We start from the raw sequence: 16385 nt of genomic DNA, 5'->3' as shown, positions 1-16385 counted from the left end.
CCCGAACCTATGTTCGATTCTTGGTTCATCCACAGATCGAACGCGGATCGGACCCGGACCGAACGTGTCGGTCAGCGGGCGGTGGCCGGAAGGTCAAACGCCTCGCACACCGCACGCCAGACCTCCTTGGCCCCGACCCCCTCGGCCAGCGCCTGCTCGATGGTGCGAGAGCCCAGTCCCTCGATCACGTAGTCCTTGGCGAGGCTCTCGGCGTAGGCCTCGCCGAACTGCTCGCGCATGTTGTTCCAGAAGTTGGTGAGTCTCATCGGCCCCAGTATGGGTGATGGACGGGACCCCGACGGCGTTGTCCACAGGCCCTTTTTCGAGGTGCCGGGTGTGTCCTCCGCCTCCTTCTGTCCGAGCCGTTCGGCAGACTGGCCGGATGAGCGGCCCCTTGGAACCCTTCGGCACGGCGACGCGGACCTGGTTCGAACAGGCCTTCCCCGACGGGCCCACTCGGGCCCAGGCCGAGGCGTGGGCCTCGGTCGCGGGCGGTGACGACACCCTCGTGGTGGCGCCCACGGGTTCGGGCAAGACCCTGTCCGCCTTCATGTGGTCGTTGGACCGGTTGCTCCACTCCCCCGTGCCCGAGGACCGTTCTCGGCGTTGCCGGGTCCTGTACGTGTCCCCGTTGAAGGCGCTCGCGGTGGACGTGGAGCGCAACCTGCGTCGCCCCTTGGCCGGCATCACCGACGCCGCGGCCACCGACGGACAGGAACTCTCCCCCGTCACGGTGGGGGTGCGCACCGGAGACACCCCGGCTCGGGAACGTCGCCGTCTGGCCACACACCCGCCGGACGTACTCATCACCACCCCCGAGTCCCTGTTCCTGGTGCTCACTTCCAAGGCCCGTGAGGGGCTGGCCGGGGTGGAGACGATCATCGTGGACGAGGTGCACGCCCTGGCGGGGACCAAACGCGGCGCCCACCTGGCCCTCAGTCTGGAACGACTCGCCCGACTCCTGGAACGTCCGGCGCAGCGGATCGGGTTGTCGGCCACCGTGCGCCCGCGCGAGGTGGTCGCCGACTATCTGGGCGGCGCGCGGATCGTCGCCCCTCCGGACGCCCCGCACATGGATCTGCGGGTGCAGGTCCCGGTGCCGGACCTGGACGAGCCGGGCGGATCGGTGTGGCCGCACGTGGAACGCCGGGTCCTGGACCTGGTGGAGGCGCACCACTCCACCATCGTTTTCACCAACGGCCGCCGCACCGCTGAGAGGCTGTGCTCCCGGCTCAACGATCTGTACGCCGAACGCACCGGCGTCACGTTGCCCGAGGAGGAGGTCGCCGCGCAGGTCGCCGGCCAGTCCGGACAGAGCCGGGGCGCGGACGCCGTGATCGCCCGCGCCCACCACGGGTCGATGTCCAAGTCGGAGCGGGCACTCATCGAGGACGACCTGAAGACGGGCCGACTGCGCTGCGTGGTGGCCACCTCCAGCCTGGAACTGGGTGTGGACATGGGCGCCGTGGACCTGGTCGTACAGGTGGCCTCTCCCCCGTCTGTGGCCAGTGGTCTGCAACGCGTCGGACGGGCCGGACACCAGGTAGGCGAGGTCTCGCGCGGGGTGTTCCTGCCCCGGTTCCGGGGCGACCTGTTGGCGACCACCGTCGTGACCGGGCGGATGCGCGAGGGCGGGATCGAGCGTTTGGAGATGCCGCGCGACCCCCTGGACGTGCTGTCCCAGCAGGTCGTGGCGATGGTGGCGATGGACGAGTGGTCGGTGTCGGAGCTGGCCTCGGTGGTGCGGCGCGCGGCCCCCTTCTCCGACCTGGCCGACTCCGTGCTGGAGTCGGTGTTGGACATGCTGTCGGGACGCTATCCCTCGGACGAGTTCGCGGAGCTGCGCCCACGTCTGGTCTGGGACCGGCAGGAGGACGTGCTGCGCGCCCGCCCCGGCGCCCAGCGACTGGCCGTGATCAGTGGTGGGACCATCCCCGACCGGGGCCTGTTCAAGGTGCATCTGGCCTCGGATCCGGACGGTCGGGCGCCCACCCGGGTCGGTGAGCTGGACGAGGAGATGGTGTACGAGTCGCGGGTGGGCGACGTGTTCGTACTCGGCTCGACGTCGTGGCGGATCGAGGCGATCACCGCGGACCGGGTGATGGTGTCGCCCGCGCCGGGGCGACCGGGGCGGATGCCCTTCTGGAAGGCGGACGCGCAGGGTCGTCCGGCGGAGCTGGGTCGGGCCGTGGGCGCGGCCACCAGGGAGTTGGCCGGGGCGGACGCCGAGGAGGGGCGCGCCTGGGCGATCACCGCCGGGTTGGACGAGTGGGCGGCGGACAACCTGGTGGAGTACGTGGCGGAGCAACGTGAGGCCACCGGTCAGGTGCCCGACGATCGCACGGTGGTGATCGAACGTTTCCGTGACCAGGTGGGCGACTGGCGCGCGGTGGTGCATTCGCCGTTGGGCGCCCGGGTGCACGCGCCGTGGGCGTTGGCGATCGGTGGGCGGTTGCGCGACCGGTTCGGGATGGACGCCCAGGTGGTGCACGGCGACGACGGGATCGTGCTGCGGCTGCCGGACGTGGAGAACGGCGGCGTGGGTCGTCCCGGCGAGTTGACGGATCTGGTGTCGGTGGACCCCGACGGTGTGGAGGCGCTGGTCACCGAAGAGCTGACCGGGTCGGCGTTGTTCTCGTCGCGGTTCCGTGAGTGCGCGGCGCGGGCGCTGCTGTTGCCGCGTCAACGCCCGGACCGTCGGATGCCGTTGTGGCAGCAGCGTCTGCGGGCGCGGCACCTGTTGTCGGTGGCGGGTCGGTACGGGTCGTTCCCGATCGTGTTGGAGACGGTGCGCGAGTGTCTGCGGGACGTGTTCGACGTTCCGGAGTTGGCGCGGGTGCTGTCGGACGTGCGGGCGCGGCGGATCCGGGTGGTGGAGGTGGAGACCACGCACGCGTCGCCGTTCGCGCGGTCGTTGCTGATGGAGTACACGGCCGCGTTCCTGTACGAGGGGGACGCGCCGGCGGCGGAGTCGCGGGCGCAGGCGTTGACCCTGGACACGTCGTTGTTGGCGGACCTGTTGGGCGGCGCGGACCTGCGGGAGTTGTTGGACCCGGAGGTGGTGGAGCGTACCGGCGCCCTGTTGCAGCGGTCGGCGGCTCCGGTGCGGGACCTGGAGGGGACCGCGGACCTGCTGCGGGAGGTGGGTCCGTTGTCGACCGATGAGGCGGTCGAGCGTGGGGCGGACCCCGACTGGTTGTTCGCCCTGGAGGGCGCCAGGCGCGTGGTGCGCGTGTGGGTGGCCGGGGTGGAGCGCTGGTGCGCGGTGGAGGACGTGTCGCGGCTGCGGGACGCGTTGGGCTCCGAGCCACCGCCCGGGGTCCCGTCGGTGTTCCTGGAACCGGTGGAGGATCCCCTCTCGGACCTGGTGTCCCGGTACGCGCGCACGCACGGACCGTTCACGTCGGCGGAGGTGTCGGCCCGCTGGGGTGTGGGCGTCGACGCGGTCGAGGGCGCCCTGCGGGACCTGGCCCGGCGGGGCAGGGTGGCCCGTGGTGGGTTCCGTCCCGGTGGCACGGGCACCGAGTGGTGTGACGCGGACGTGCTGCGCCGGTTGCGGCGGGGGTCGATCGCCCGGCTGCGCCGCGAGGTGGAACCGGTGGAACCGGCGACGTTGGCGGTCTTCGTCCCGTTGTGGCAACGGGCGGTTCCGGGTGAGCGGTGGCGTGGTCCGGACGCGGTGTTCGAGGCGGTGGAGTCGCTTCGGGGCGTGCCATTGGTGGCCTCGTCCCTGGAATCGTTGGTGCTGCCGGCCAGGGTGGAGGGTTTCGTCCCCGCCTCGTTGGACGCGCTCACCCAGGCCGGTGAGGTGGTGTGGACGGGCGCGGGCTCGCTGCCGGGTGGGGACGGTTGGTTGGTGGTGGCCCCCGCCGAGGACGCCTCGTCGTCGTTGCCGGAGCCGCTTCCACCGCAGGAGGGAACGACGGCGGCGGCCGTGTTGGGGACACTGCGCTCGGGCGGGGCCCTGTTCTTCCGTGACCTCGCCGACGGGGTGGCCCGGGCGGCGGGCGGTGCGGTGTTCTCCGACGCCGATCTGGTGACGGCGTTGTGGGAGCTGGTGTGGTCGGGGTGCGTCACCAATGACTCCCTGGCGCCGTTGCGTGCGTGGGCGGGTTCGGGCCCGGCGCCACGTCGGCCCTCGTCACGTTCGCGACGACGCCCGGTGTTGCCGACCCGCGCGGGGCCGCCGACGGCGGCGGGCCGGTGGTGGGCGCTGCCCGAACCGGACCCGGATCCGACCCGGCGGGCCCTGGCACGGGTGGAGGCACGACTGGCACGCGGCGGGGTCCTGGTGCGCGGGCACCAGGGGCGCGGCCTGTCGACGGACGAATACCGGGTGCTGCGGTCCATGGAGGAGACCGGGCGGGTGCGTCGGGGCTACTTCGTGGAGGGTCTCGGTGGCGCGCAGTTCGCGCTGCCGGGTGCGGTGGACCGGCTGCGGGCCCTGTCGGGAGAGACACCCGGTGGGACCTCGGATCCGGTGGTGTTGGCGGCCACCGATCCGGCCAATCCGTACGGCGTCGAGCTGGCGTGGCCGGCGGGCGTGGTGGGCGCGCATCGACCGGGTCGCACGGCGGGGGCCCTGGTCGTCCTGGACGGGGGCCTGCCCACGTTGTACCTGTCGCCGGGCCGGTCCGCGCTGACCTTCGGGTCCGCCCCGGCGTTGTTGGAGCGGGCGGCCCGGGCCGTGGCCGATCTGGTACGTAGCGGCCGGGTCGAGTCCTTGCTGGTGGAGCGGGCCGACGGGGTCGAGGTGTTCGGTACGTCGCTGGACCCGGCGTTGGTGGCGGCGGGTTTCCACGTCACCCCCAAGGGTCTGCGTCTGCGACGCTGAGCATCATGATCGAACCGGTGATCCGCCGCATGCGGCGACAGGACATGGACGCGGTGGTGGCGGTCTCCCTGGCCGCCGACACGTTGTTCGCGCGAGCGGGACTGGAGCTGCCCCCTGACGATCCGCGGGAGATGGTGGAGCACGTCGAACACGTGTGGGTGGCCGAGGTGGCCGGCTCCGTGGTCGGTCTGGCCGCGACCATCACGTTGGACGACGCCGCACATCTGGAACAGCTCGCGGTGGATCCGGAACACGGCCGGCGCGGAATCGGCGGTGCCCTACTGGAGCGGGTGTGCGCCGAGGCCGCCGCCCGGGGACGAGACCGGGTCACCCTCACCACCTTCCGTGACCTGCCCTGGAACGGCCCCTGGTACGAGCGGCGGGGCTTCGTCACACTCGCCCGGACCGAGTGGGGACCGGGTCTGGTCCGTCAGTGGGAGATCGAAGAGGAGGCGGGCATCCTGGTCCGTCCCCGCGTGGCGATGTGGCGGGATCCGTCCCGGCCTCGGGACGCTCCGGCGCTCCCGATTTGAGATGATGTGCCCATGGTCCCCACTGATCCCCCGGCGCCCCGTACCTCCGTCGGCCGTTACGAGCTTCGAGGCGAGCTCGGCAGCGGCGCCATGGGCACCGTGTGGCGTGCCCACGACACCCGTTTGAACCGTGAGGTGGCGGTCAAGGAGGTCCACCTCCCCCACGACATGCCCCCACGTGAACGCGAGCGCGCCCGGGCGCGCATGATCCGCGAGGCGCAGGCGGCGGCACGGGTGGCCCACCCCTCGGTGGTGACCGTGCACGACGTCCTGGAGGTGGACGGGACCCCGTTCATTGTCATGGAGCTGTTGGAGGGCGAGTCCCTGCGCGACCGTCTGCGCCGCACCGGCCCCATGCCGGAGGCCGAGGTGGAGCGGATCGCGCGCCCGTTGTTGGACGCGTTGTGGGCGGCGCACCGGGCCGGGGTGGTCCACCGTGACGTCAAGCCCGCCAACATCATGCTGACGTCGGGCGGTACCCGGCCGGTGCTGACCGACTTCGGCATCGCCAACCTGCCCGACCACGGGGGGACGGCGCTGACGGGGACCGGCGCGATCCTGGGCACCGCGGCGTACGCGGCACCCGAGCGCCTGGAACACGACGACAACGGCGCGGTGTCGGACCTGTGGAGCCTGGGCGCCACCCTGTTCGCGGCCCTGGCCGGGGAGTCGCCGTTCAAACGCGACACCATCACATCGACGCTCACCGCGGTGCTCACCCATCCGGTACCGCCGGTACCGGCCCGGGGACGGACGGCCTCGGTGATCAACGGGTTGTTGGAACGGGATCCGCGCCGCCGGCTGCTGCCGGAGCGGGCGTTGGCCCTGTTGGACGATCCCGTCCCGACCCCGGCCCCTGTTCCGACCCCGACCCCTGCCTCGGAGCCGTCGACCGGAACCAGGCCCGGCCGCTCGCGTACGCCGCTGTTCGTCGGAGCGGCCGCCGTCCTGGCCCTACTGGTGCTGAGCGCGTTCACGGTGTGGTCCGTCTTCTCCTCCGATGATCGGGAGGTCGCCGCCGATCCGGAAACGCCCGCCGCCGAACCCAGTCCGGAACCATCGGCGGAACCCTCCGCCCAGGCCCAGGAGGGTTCGACCGAGGGGGCTCCCGAGGGGTTCACCCGCTACGACGACGGGGTGGTCACGCTGGTCGCCCCCGAGGGCTGGGCGATGGTCGAGAACGAGGAGGACTCACCGGGCAACGGCGTCACCCGGTTGGCCTCCTACGAGTTCGATACCGGCGTGGAGACCGGCGACATGGATCTGTTCGTGACCAGATACGACCTCTTGGTCTTCGACGCCGAGGGCGCCATGCTCCGGATGGACGAGCTGCTCAACGAGGACGAGGCCTACAGCGACGCGGAACAGCTGATGCTGGAGCCGCGGTTGGAGGGCCCCGGCGTGCAGAGCGCGGTCTACGAGGCCACCTACATCCACGAGGAGCGCGAGATCCCCGAACGGTGGATGTTCACCCGTGAGATCACCGACGGGAACACCGCGGTCTCCTACCGGCTGAGCTTCAACTTCCCGCAGGACCTGCGGGAGGAACAGCGGGAGGACTTCGAGATGGTGCTCGACTCCTTCGCCCCGTCCCCGGACGGCGAGGAGGACTGACTCCCCCGCGCCCCGGGGCGTCCGGGGCGCGGTCGGGGGTCAGACGGTGTCAGACGGTGGCCGAGAACACCTCGTCGCGGGCGCGTTCCAGGCCGTGCAGAAGGGCTCCGCGCACGACCGGGCTGCCCTCGACCGTTCCCAGGGCGACCTCGGTGGCGTTGGGTGCGATCCGGGCGGTCGCGGCCTCCACCCGTTCGGCCAGCTTGGGTCCTCCGGCGCGGGCGACGTCCCCGCCCAGGACGACCAGCCCGGGGTCGATCATCACGCTGACGGCGGCGATTCCTCGGGAGAGCCGTTCGGCGAAGACGTCGAGGAAGGCGTCGCCCTCGGGGGTTCCGGAGCCGGCGGCGCGGGCGACCACCTCGGTGACGTCCTCTCCGGTGAAGCCGTGTTCGGCGGCCAGGCGCAGCACCTGCTTGGCGTGGACCAGCGCCTGGAAGCCGTGCGGCAGCTCCCGGTCGCCGTCGGACTTCAGGGACTCATAGCCACCGGAGAGACCCACGTCGGTGGACAGGGGGGCTCCGGGCACCGGCAGGTAGCCGATCTCGCCCGCGCCACCGGAGCGGCCCCTGTGGACGCGCCCGCCGATCATGGAGGCCATACCGACACCGCCGGCGGCGCTGAGCCAGATGAGCACGAACTCCTCGACCCCCTTGGCCGCCCCTTCCGCGTGTTCGGCCAGGGCCGCCAGGTTCACGTCGTTCTCCAACATGACCGAGCGTTCGAGGTCGGCGCGCAGCGCTTCGAGCACCCCTTCGTGCCAGGACATGAGGTCGAAGGAGAAGCGGATGTCCCCGGTGCGCGGGTCGACGACCCCGGGGGTGCCGATGACGCAGGCGCGGACCTTTTCGAGGGGGACCTCGGCGGTCTCCACCAGCCGCATCACGGCGGTGTGGACCAGGGCGACCGGATCGTCGGAGGCGCTGGGGTCGACACTGACGTCACTGATGATCCGACCCGTGATGTCGGCGATGGTCGCGGTGACGCGGTGGGCGCTGACGTCGAGGACGGCGACGTAGGCGCTCTCCGGGACGACCGCGTAGAGGGCGGCGTTGGGGCCTCGCCCTCCGGCCCTGCTGCCCACCACCCGGACCAGGTCGCGTTCCTCCAGCCGAGCCAGGAGTTGGGACGCCGTCACCTTCGACAGACCGGTCCTCGTGCCGAGTTGCGTCCTGGTCAACGGGCCGCCGGAGAGTAGGAGTTCGAGTGCCGCGCGATCGTTCAATTGGCGCAGCAGCCGGGGAGTCCCCGGACGTTGAGACATAACCGTGACACCTCACCCTGTTTTTATTAGGAAAGTTTCCTGTTAATTTAGCTCACAACCTCACAGGAGGTCACGTCCCGGCTGGTCCGTAGTGGTTTCGGACCCCGGTACCCGCGCCGGAGGGGCGACCAGGAAAGTGCTGCCCCAGCACCCCCCGATCAGACGTCGAGGCACACGGATCCGTTCATGATCCCAGGTTGCTTCGAGCACAGGCGCCGCGCCCCGGCGCGACGTGCGAAGGGAGATAGGTTCACATGAGGTTCCCCAAGATCGCACTGGCCTCGACCGTGGTCATGTTGGCCGCCGCTTGCGGTGGCGGATCCGATGACGGCGGCTCGTCCGGTGACGCCCCCGACACCCTCACCGTCTGGCGTATGGGCGACGCCAACGAGGACCAGAACGCCTTCATGGACTCGGTCACCGAGCAGTACCAGGAGCTCTACCCCGACACCGACGTGGACGTCCAGTGGATCCCGTGGGGCGAGTTCAGCCAGCGTTTCCAGACCGCTCTGGTCTCCGGCGGCCCCGACGTCGTAGAGATCGGCAACGACCAGGTCGCCACCTGGGCCGAGGCCGAGGCCCTCTACGACGTGTCCGAGTACGTCGAGGGCTGGGACGACAGCGCCGACCTCCTCGAAGGGGCCTACGCCAACGGTACCTTCGGCGACGCACAGTACAGCATCCCCTGGTACAGCGGCGTTCGCGCCCTTTGGTACAACACCGACCAGCTGGAGGAGTTGGGCCACGAGCCGCCCACCACCTGGGACGAACTGGTCGAGGTCGCCGAGGACATCGAGGACGAGTACGACGTCCCCGGCTTCGCCGCGCCCACCGACTTCCTGAACGGCATCGCCAGCTTCGTCTGGGCCAACGACGGTGAGTTCGCCGTCGAGGAGGGCGGCGAGTGGGTCGGACAACTCGACTCCGCCGAGACCGCCGAGGCCCTGGAGTTCTACGCCGGGCTGACCGTCGACGGCATCTCCCCGAGCGCCTGCGTGGGCCTCAACGAGGTCGACTGCGCCCACGCCGACTTCGTCAACCGCGAGGTCGGCATGTTCATCGACGGTCCCTGGGCCCAGGCCCAGCTGGAGGACCTCAACGACGAGCACGCCGGCCACTGGGCCACCACGCCCATCCCGGGGGTGGACGGTATGGCGCCCGCCTTCGGCGGCGGCTCCGACCTGGCCGTGTGGGGCACCTCCGAGTACCCCGACGCCGCCTTCGACTACATCACCACGTTGAACAGCAAGGACAACGCGCTGCCCTACAACGAGGTGTCGTCGATGTTCCCCACCTACACCGACGTGCTGGAGAGCGACACCTTCCAGGAGGACCCGATCCTGGCCGGCGCCGCCACCCAGGCCACCGGCGACCTGCGTCTGTTCCCCGACACCGCCAACTGGGGCCACGTCCAGTGGGAACTGACCACGATCCAGACCGCCGTCCAGCGCATGGCCGAGGGCGAGTCCGCCGACGACGTCCTGCCCGAGCTCAACGAAGAGCTCACCGAGGCCCTCAACCGTGAGGTCTCCGAGTAGGTCGCCCCAAGCACAGGGGCGGTCGCGCACCAGGCGGCCGCCCCTCGACCCGCCAGGAACGGTCCATGACTCAAACGTTGGAACGCGCCACGGAACCCGAGGCGCCCTCGCCAGGACGGCCACGGGCCGCCTCCCGTCGCACCCGCATCAGACTCGTCCCCTACCTCCTGATCCTGCCCGCGCTGACCGTGCTCGCGGTGGTCCTGCTCTGGCCGATCGGCCAGATGCTGTGGATCTCGCTGCACGACTACGGACTACAGCAGCTGCGGGGCCAAGAGGCGCAGTGGAACGATTTCGGCCACTACCTCTACGTGCTCACCGACGAGCGCTTCTGGTCGGTGTTCCGGAACACGATCATCGTCTGCCTGACCATGGTGGTCCTGACGATGATCCTCGGAACGCTCGTCGGCCTCCTCATGCACAAGCTGCCCAAGTGGGCGTCGACCACCCTGGGACTCGGCCTGATGCTGGCGTGGGCCACGCCCGTCATCAGTGCCGCCATCGTCTACCGCTGGCTGTTCGACACCAGGTACGGACTGATCAACACCCTCCTGACCGCGCTGCCGGACTGGTTGGTGGGCTCGGGGTGGAACGAGTTCAACTGGTTCAACTCACCGAGCACCCTCTTCCCCATCCTCATCGTCACCGTGGTGTGGCAGTCGTTCCCGTTCGTGGCGATCAGCGTCCTGGCCGGGCTCAAGAGCATCCCGCACGAGCTCTACGAGGCCGCCCGCATCGACGGCGCCGGCGCGTGGAAGAGCTTCTGGAGCGTCACCTTCCCGATGCTGCGCCCGCTCTTCGCGCTGCTGCTGGTGCTGCAGGTCATCTGGGACTTCCGGATCTTCACCCAGCTGTTCATCCTCGGCAACGGCGTCAGCAACCGGGACATCTCGCTGATCCCGACCTACATCTTCCAACTGGGCTTCGCCTCGACCCCGCCCAACTACGGCATGGGGTCGGCGATCGCCGTGATCATGACCGTCCTGGTGCTCGTGATCAGCGCGTACTACCTGCGCACCATGATCCGCCAGGAGGAGGCCCGATGAACAACGTCCACCGACTGCGCAGGTCCGTCGGAAGACTCGGCCTGTACCTGGCCGCCCTCGCGGTCTTCGTCTTCGCGGTCTTTCCCGTCTACTGGGTCCTGGCCACCGCTCTGCGGCCCACCGGCGAGATCTTCACCCGGCAGCCCACCCTGTTCCCACGTGAGATCACCCTGGAGCACTTCGAGCGGGTCCTGTCGGGCGTCCTCATCCCCGGCACCTCGTTCTGGTCCTTCCTCGGCAACAGCCTGGTGGTGACCGTCGGATCGGTGGCCTTCGCGGCGATGCTGGCCCTGCTCGCCGCCATCGCCGTGGCCCGGTTCCGGTTCAAGCTGCGCTCGGCCTTCATCATCATGCTGCTGGTGATCCAGATGGTCCCGGTCGAAGCGCTGATCATCTCCCTGTTCATCAACTTCTTCCACCTGGGCAACGCCCTGGACCTCGAACTGGTCGGCAACCTGTCCGGCGTGTTCGTGATCTACGTGGCGGTCGCGCTGCCGATCACCATCCTGATGATCCGCAACTTCGTGTCCGCGGTGCCCCGGGAGTTGGAGGAGGCGGCGGCCATCGACGGCGCCGGCGGGTGGACGATCTTCTGGCGGATCCTCATGCCGCTGGTGGCGCCCGGCCTGGCCGCGGCGAGCATCTTCGCGTTCATCACCGCGTGGAACGAGTTCCTCGTCGCCTTCACGTTCCTGCAGAACAACACCGGTGCCTACACCCTGCCGATCTCCCTGCAGTACTACTTCGGCGCCGTGTCCATCGAGTGGGGGTCGATCATGGCCGCCTCGACGCTGCTGACCGTCCCCGTGATGATCTTCTTCCTCTTCGTCCAACGCCGCATGGTATCGGGCCTGACCATGGGAGCGGTCAAGGGCTGACCTCGTAAGACACACCGACACCCCCTTCACCCGCCACACGTATGCCCGCGATCGGGCACCCATGTTCACGAACGGAGTCCGCCATGCCGCACGACCCGACCCTGGAGCGTCTGGCCAACGCCACCCTGCTGGTGCCCTTCGAGTCCTACCAGGCCCCCCGCTGGATCCTGGACGGTCTGGCGGACGGGATCTCGGGCGTCTGTCTGTTCCACAACAACCTGCGCAGCCCCGAGCAGGTGACCGCGCTCAACGCGAGCCTGCGTGAGGTCACCGACCTTCCGCCGCTGATCTCCCTGGACGAGGAGGGCGGCGACGTCACCCGCATCGGCCAGGCGCACGGCAGCGACTACCCCGGCAACGCCGCGCTGGGCGCGGTCGACGACCCCGACCTGACCCGCGAGACCTTCCGGGCCCTGGGGCTGGAACTGGCCGGCCTGGGCTTCAACCTGGACCTGGCGCCATCGGTGGACGTCAACGTCGCCGACGACAACCCGGTGATCGGAACGCGCTCCTTCGGTTCGGACGCCGAACTGGTGGCCCGACACGCGGCCGCCTCGGTGCGGGGCCTGCAGGAGGCCGGAGTGGCCGCCTGCGCCAAGCACTTCCCCGGCCACGGGGCGACCTCGCAGGACTCCCACCACACGCTGCCCCTGGTGGAGGCCGACGCCGACCTGCTGCGCCGCCGTGAGCTGATGCCCTTCCGGGCCGCCGTCGACGCGGGTGTGCGTTCGATCCTGACCGCCCACATCGAACTACCCGCGCTGGGTACCGAGGGGCCCGCCACCCTCAACCACGCGCTGCTCAACGACCTGCTGCGCGAGGAGATGGGCTTCACCGGGGTCGTGGTGAGCGACGCCATGGACATGCGCGGGGTGAGCGAGCGCATCGGCATCCCCGAGGCGAGCGTGCTGGCCGTCGCGGCCGGTTGCGACCTGTTGTGCCTGGGCCGCTTCGTGTACGCCGACCAGGTCGCCGAGGTCCGGGCCGCCCTGGTGCGGGCGGTCCGCGAGGGTCGGCTCCGCGGGGAACGGCTGGAGGAGGCCGCCGAACGCAACGCGGACCTGCGCGCGTGGGTGGGTCGTTCGGCCGTCGAACGCGCCCGCCACGACGCCTCTTCGGCCATCGGGCTGACCGGCGCCCGTCGGGCCGTACGGGTGGACGGTGAGCTGCCGTCGTTGGCGGACCCGTACGTGGTCGAGGTGGACGCACCGGCCGGCATGGCGGTGGGCGACGTCCCCTGGGGCCTGGGTCCGTGGTTCCGCGACACGGTGCGGGTCTCCCCCGAGGTCGACGATCCCTCGACGGTCCTGTCCGCGGTGGGCGATCGCGACCTGGTCGTGGTCGTGCGGGACGCGCACCGCTACCCGAGCGCCCAGGCGTTCGTCAGAGGCCTTTTGGCGACCCACCCGAAGGCGGTGGTGGTGGAGATGGGCCTGCCCATCTGGCGGCCCGACTGCGGCGCCTATGTGAGCACGTACGGGGCCGCCCACGTCAACGGGCTGAGCGCGGCCGAACTTCTCGGCGCGGCCGGGGCCCTGGAGGTGACCGGCTGACCGGTTTCGGTCGCGTGGGCCGCCCCGATGTCTCTCGCCGTACCCGTCTCCGAATCGTCACCCATGTCCCCCGTACCCGGTAGGAGAAGTATCCTTGAGCCGTAGCATCCCGGCCTTCGGCGACACCCGTCGGGGACCGGTGCCCCATTCGCCCTTCTAACCACGGCATAATCACAGCATGCGCCTTTCAGCCCGGGTCGACTACGCGCTTCGCGCGGCCGCAGAGCTCGCTGTCGCCGGCGACGGTCCGGTGACGGCCGAGCAGCTCGCACGCGCGCAGGCCATCCCCGGAAAATTCCTAGAGAACATCCTCACCCAGCTACGCCGAGCAGGTCTGGTTCGTAGTCAACGGGGTCCCGTTGGCGGCTACTGGCTCGCCCGGCCCGCGGGGGAGATATCCCTCGCCGACATCATCCGAGCGGTCGACGGACCGCTCGCCAACGTGCGCGGTGAACGCCCCGAACACGTCGACTACGACGGGGCGGCCCGCAGTCTGCAACAGGTGTGGATCGCCCTGCGCGCCAGTGAACGCGCCATCCTGGAGGGGGTCAACCTCCAGCACCTGGTCACCAACGACCTCCCCGACCAGGTGCGGGTCCTGGCCGAGGACCCCGATTCCTGGGTCAACCACAGCCACCGCTGAACCCCCGAAGACACGAGAAACCGGTCCTCCCCTCAGGGGAAGGACCGGTTTCCCACGTCTATGTGTGGGAGGGCCTGGTCAGACGCCGGCCATGTCGGCCACCTGGGGCACCCGGTCGGGTACGGGCGCGATGCCGAGGTCCCGGGCGGGAACGGGGTCGCCGGAGACCGCGTCCTCCAACAGGGCGGCTTCCTGGAGTTCGGCCAACGCGAGCTGGTCGGAGACCTCCCTGAGCACCTGCGACAGCGGCACCCCGAGGGCCCCGCAGATCGATGACAGCAACTCGGAAGAGGCTTCCTTCTGCCCGCGCTCGACCTCGGAAAGATAACCGAGGGAAACACGTGCGTCGGCCGACACCTCACGGAGGGTGCGGCCCTGGCGCTGCCTTAGCCGCCTGAGCACGTCACCAAGTAGGTGACGAAGCAGGACCATCATTCGCGCTCCCTCCCACCGGTAGCGACCTTCATATACAACACCGTACCCGCCTCACGCCCGATTCGGGCACCTCTCATTGTCCTGTTCGCTGGAGGGTGAACCCCATCCGGGGGTGTTTTTGTTCCCACGCTATGGGAGAGGGCACCGGGCGAAAGGGTCAATACCGGGTGCTGCTGCCCGCATCGTTCCCGCGAACGGCGGTCATCAGGAGCCTTAGCGCGCCCTCGACCGTGTGGTAGCGGATACCCGCACGATCGCCGGTGAAACGGAACCGTTCGACCCATGTGCGCGAGTCGGGTCCCGCCACCGCGGCGAAGACGGTGCCGACGGGTCGCCCGTCCTGGGGATCCGGTCCGGCGACGCCGGTGACGGCGACCGCGAAGTCCGATCCGAACGCACGGCGGGCGCCCCGGGCCATGTGGAAGGCCACGTCGGGGTGGACGGCGCCGTGCTCGGCCAGTAGGTCGGCGGGCACCCCCGCCAAGGAGGCCTTGGTGTCGGTGGCATAGGTCACCAACCCGCCCCGGTAGGTGGCGGAGGTGCCGGGGACGGCGGTCAGGTGAGCGCCGATCAGACCGCCCGTGAGGGACTCGGCGGTGGCGCAGGTGGCCCCGGCCTCGAACAGGGCGCGGTGGACGTCGGTGGCGGCCTCCAGGGCCGCCGTACCGATGGATCCGCCCACGGGCCGGGGCGCCTCTTCGCTCACGTCCTGTTGCCACCCTTGGCGCGCACCAGACGCACCGCGTCCAGGACGTAGGTCAGCCCGGTCCACAGGGTGATCGTCAGGGCGGCCGCCATGACGATGTGGGCGATCCAGGTGAACACGTCGGTGAACGGCAGCAGGTGCAACGGGAACAGGTAGATGCTGATCGCGACGATCTGCAGGACGGTCTTGAGCTTGCCGCCGCTGCTCGCGGGCATCACCCCGTAGCGCAGCACGGCCAGGCGCAGGAAGGTGATGCCCCACTCACGCACCAGGATGGCGATGGTCACCCACCACCACAGGTCGCCCTGGATGGACAGCACTATGAGCGCCGCCCCGGTGAGCGCCTTGTCGGCGATCGGGTCGGCGATCTTGCCGAAGTCGGTGACCAGGTTGCGGCGACGGGCCAGTTCACCGTCGACACGGTCGGTGATGGCGGCCACGACGAATACGCCGAACGCCGCCAGACGCCACCACGTGCCGTCCAGGAACATGAACCAGACGAAGACCGGCACCATGACCAGGCGGCTCATCGTGAGGATGTTCGCGATGTTCCACAGGGGAACCTGGGGGGCGGGCGACGCCGCGGGGTCGTGGGTGCTCATCTTTCTCCGGCTTCCCCATCCTGTTCGGCGACGAGGTCGGCCCCGGCCGCCTGGATGACGGTGGCGCGCACCAGGTCACCGACGGAAAGGCCCTCGCCGTACAGGATGGTACTGCCGTCCACCTCGGGTGCCTGGTGGTCGGACCGGCCCTCGTAGACACCGTCTTCGAGAACGGCCTCCACCAGGACGGTCACCTCACCGCCGATGCGTTCCTCGGCCCGCTGGGCCATGAGTTCCTCGGCCAACCGGTTGAGTCTGTCCACACGCTCGGCGACGACGTCCTCCGCCACCTTGTCGGCGTGGTTCAGGGCCTCGGTACCGTCCTCGTCGGAGTAGCCGAAGACACCGATGGCGTCCAGACGGGCCTCGCCGAGGAAGGCCACGAGCTCCTCGAACTCCTCCTCCGTCTCGCCGGGGAAACCGACGATGAAGTTGGAGCGCGCGCCGGCCTCCGGTGCGCCCTTGCGGGCGGTGGCGAGCAGCTCCAGGAAGCGCTCACGGTCACCGAAGCGCCGCATGCGGCGCAGCAGGGGGCCGCTGGCGTGCTGGAAGGACAGGTCGAAGTAGGGCACCACGCCGGGGGTGGTGGTGAGCACCTCCACCAGGCCGGGGCGGACCTCGGCGGGCTGCAGGTAGCTGACCCGCACCCGCTCCAGCCCCTCGACGGCGGCCAGGCGCGGCAGCAGCTTCTCCAAGGCGCGCACGTCGCCCAGGTCCTTGCCGTAGGAGGTGGAGTTCT

The 16385-nt window shown here is 70.1% G+C and carries 14 protein-coding genes; 8 read left to right on the top strand and 6 right to left on the bottom strand.

The window, feature by feature from the left end; genetic code table 11:
* Positions 1 to 71: 71 nt before the first annotated feature.
* Complete coding sequence (locus tag ABZ717_RS05970) at positions 72 to 266, bottom strand: DUF3046 domain-containing protein (RefSeq protein ID WP_358506277.1); 195 nt, start codon at positions 264 to 266, stop codon at positions 72 to 74.
* 116 nt (positions 267 to 382) lie between these two features.
* Here ABZ717_RS05970 and ABZ717_RS05965 point away from each other — a divergent pair, with 116 nt between their 5' ends.
* Genes ABZ717_RS05965 through ABZ717_RS05955 form a run of 3 tightly spaced genes read left to right on the top strand, consistent with a single transcriptional unit; the run spans position 383 to position 6981 of the window.
* Positions 383 to 4834: a DEAD/DEAH box helicase gene (locus ABZ717_RS05965; RefSeq protein ID WP_358506271.1), complete on the top strand. Its 4452-nt coding sequence runs from the start codon at positions 383 to 385 to the stop codon at positions 4832 to 4834.
* Between the two features lie 5 nt (positions 4835 to 4839).
* The gene (locus ABZ717_RS05960; protein WP_358506268.1) at positions 4840 to 5367 is read left to right on the top strand and encodes a GNAT family N-acetyltransferase; all 528 of its coding nucleotides are present in this window, start codon (positions 4840 to 4842) and stop codon (positions 5365 to 5367) included.
* Positions 5368 to 5379: 12 nt separating this feature from the next.
* Positions 5380 to 6981: a serine/threonine-protein kinase gene (locus ABZ717_RS05955; RefSeq protein WP_358506265.1), complete on the top strand. Its 1602-nt coding sequence runs from the start codon at positions 5380 to 5382 to the stop codon at positions 6979 to 6981.
* 49 nt (positions 6982 to 7030) lie between these two features.
* Here ABZ717_RS05955 and ABZ717_RS05950 read toward each other — a convergent pair whose 3' ends face one another.
* Positions 7031 to 8245 (bottom strand): ROK family transcriptional regulator, encoded by a 1215-nt coding sequence (locus ABZ717_RS05950; protein WP_358506262.1) that lies wholly within the window; start codon positions 8243 to 8245, stop codon positions 7031 to 7033.
* A gap of 254 nt (positions 8246 to 8499) precedes the next feature.
* Between ABZ717_RS05950 and ABZ717_RS05945 the strand changes: the two genes are divergently transcribed.
* The 5 genes from ABZ717_RS05945 to ABZ717_RS05925 all read left to right on the top strand — a co-directional run bounded on the left by ABZ717_RS05945 (position 8500) and on the right by ABZ717_RS05925 (position 13903).
* On the top strand, positions 8500 to 9783 hold the full coding sequence (locus tag ABZ717_RS05945; RefSeq protein ID WP_358506259.1) for an extracellular solute-binding protein: 1284 nt from the start codon (positions 8500 to 8502) through the stop codon (positions 9781 to 9783).
* A gap of 65 nt (positions 9784 to 9848) precedes the next feature.
* Complete coding sequence (locus ABZ717_RS05940) at positions 9849 to 10829, top strand: sugar ABC transporter permease (RefSeq protein WP_358506256.1); 981 nt, start codon at positions 9849 to 9851, stop codon at positions 10827 to 10829.
* Positions 10826 to 11707, top strand: a complete 882-nt coding sequence (locus ABZ717_RS05935) for a carbohydrate ABC transporter permease (protein WP_067604953.1) — start codon at positions 10826 to 10828, stop codon at positions 11705 to 11707. Before ABZ717_RS05940 ends, ABZ717_RS05935 begins: the two co-directional genes overlap by 4 nt.
* A gap of 83 nt (positions 11708 to 11790) precedes the next feature.
* The gene (locus tag ABZ717_RS05930; protein WP_358506253.1) at positions 11791 to 13260 is read left to right on the top strand and encodes a glycoside hydrolase family 3 protein; all 1470 of its coding nucleotides are present in this window, start codon (positions 11791 to 11793) and stop codon (positions 13258 to 13260) included.
* Positions 13261 to 13438: 178 nt separating this feature from the next.
* Positions 13439 to 13903, top strand: a complete 465-nt coding sequence (locus tag ABZ717_RS05925; RefSeq protein ID WP_358506250.1) for an Rrf2 family transcriptional regulator — start codon at positions 13439 to 13441, stop codon at positions 13901 to 13903.
* Positions 13904 to 13981: 78 nt separating this feature from the next.
* Here ABZ717_RS05925 and ABZ717_RS05920 read toward each other — a convergent pair whose 3' ends face one another.
* The 4 genes from ABZ717_RS05920 to ABZ717_RS05905 form a co-directional block, all read right to left on the bottom strand.
* On the bottom strand, positions 13982 to 14338 hold the full coding sequence (locus tag ABZ717_RS05920) for a helix-turn-helix domain-containing protein (protein WP_067604946.1): 357 nt from the start codon (positions 14336 to 14338) through the stop codon (positions 13982 to 13984).
* A 157-nt stretch (positions 14339 to 14495) separates the two neighbouring features.
* Positions 14496 to 15044, bottom strand: coding sequence for a nicotinamide-nucleotide amidohydrolase family protein (locus ABZ717_RS05915; protein WP_358506246.1), 549 nt, complete (start codon positions 15042 to 15044; stop codon positions 14496 to 14498).
* On the bottom strand, positions 15041 to 15646 hold the full coding sequence (pgsA, locus tag ABZ717_RS05910; protein WP_358506243.1) for a CDP-diacylglycerol--glycerol-3-phosphate 3-phosphatidyltransferase: 606 nt from the start codon (positions 15644 to 15646) through the stop codon (positions 15041 to 15043). The genes ABZ717_RS05915 and pgsA overlap by 4 nt, the downstream gene beginning before the upstream one ends.
* A partial coding sequence (locus tag ABZ717_RS05905) for a radical SAM protein (protein WP_358506240.1) occupies positions 15643 to 16385 on the bottom strand: 743 nt, incomplete at its 5' end. The genes ABZ717_RS05905 and pgsA, both read right to left, overlap by 4 nt.

Source organism: Nocardiopsis sp. NPDC006832 (assembly GCF_040635885.1).
Classification (GTDB): domain Bacteria; phylum Actinomycetota; class Actinomycetes; order Streptosporangiales; family Streptosporangiaceae; genus Nocardiopsis.
This window is presented reverse-complemented; position numbering and strand designations above follow the sequence as displayed.

Excerpts from the sequence above, each read along its gene's own strand:
- ABZ717_RS05920 (WP_067604946.1), bottom strand. The coding sequence starts at position 14,338 with ATGATGGTCCTGCTTCGTCACCTACTTGGTGACGTGCTCAGGCGGCTA.
- ABZ717_RS05950 (WP_358506262.1), bottom strand. The coding sequence starts at position 8,245 with ATGTCTCAACGTCCGGGGACTCCCCGGCTGCTGCGCCAATTGAACGAT.
- pgsA (WP_358506243.1), bottom strand. The coding sequence starts at position 15,646 with ATGAGCACCCACGACCCCGCGGCGTCGCCCGCCCCCCAGGTTCCCCTG.
- ABZ717_RS05960 (WP_358506268.1), top strand. The coding sequence starts at position 4,840 with ATGATCGAACCGGTGATCCGCCGCATGCGGCGACAGGACATGGACGCG.
- ABZ717_RS05965 (WP_358506271.1), top strand. The coding sequence starts at position 383 with ATGAGCGGCCCCTTGGAACCCTTCGGCACGGCGACGCGGACCTGGTTC.
- ABZ717_RS05925 (WP_358506250.1), top strand. The coding sequence starts at position 13,439 with ATGCGCCTTTCAGCCCGGGTCGACTACGCGCTTCGCGCGGCCGCAGAG.
- ABZ717_RS05955 (WP_358506265.1), top strand. The coding sequence starts at position 5,380 with ATGGTCCCCACTGATCCCCCGGCGCCCCGTACCTCCGTCGGCCGTTAC.
- ABZ717_RS05940 (WP_358506256.1), top strand. The coding sequence starts at position 9,849 with ATGACTCAAACGTTGGAACGCGCCACGGAACCCGAGGCGCCCTCGCCA.
- ABZ717_RS05970 (WP_358506277.1), bottom strand. The coding sequence starts at position 266 with ATGAGACTCACCAACTTCTGGAACAACATGCGCGAGCAGTTCGGCGAG.
- ABZ717_RS05935 (WP_067604953.1), top strand. The coding sequence starts at position 10,826 with ATGAACAACGTCCACCGACTGCGCAGGTCCGTCGGAAGACTCGGCCTG.
- ABZ717_RS05945 (WP_358506259.1), top strand. The coding sequence starts at position 8,500 with ATGAGGTTCCCCAAGATCGCACTGGCCTCGACCGTGGTCATGTTGGCC.
- ABZ717_RS05930 (WP_358506253.1), top strand. The coding sequence starts at position 11,791 with ATGCCGCACGACCCGACCCTGGAGCGTCTGGCCAACGCCACCCTGCTG.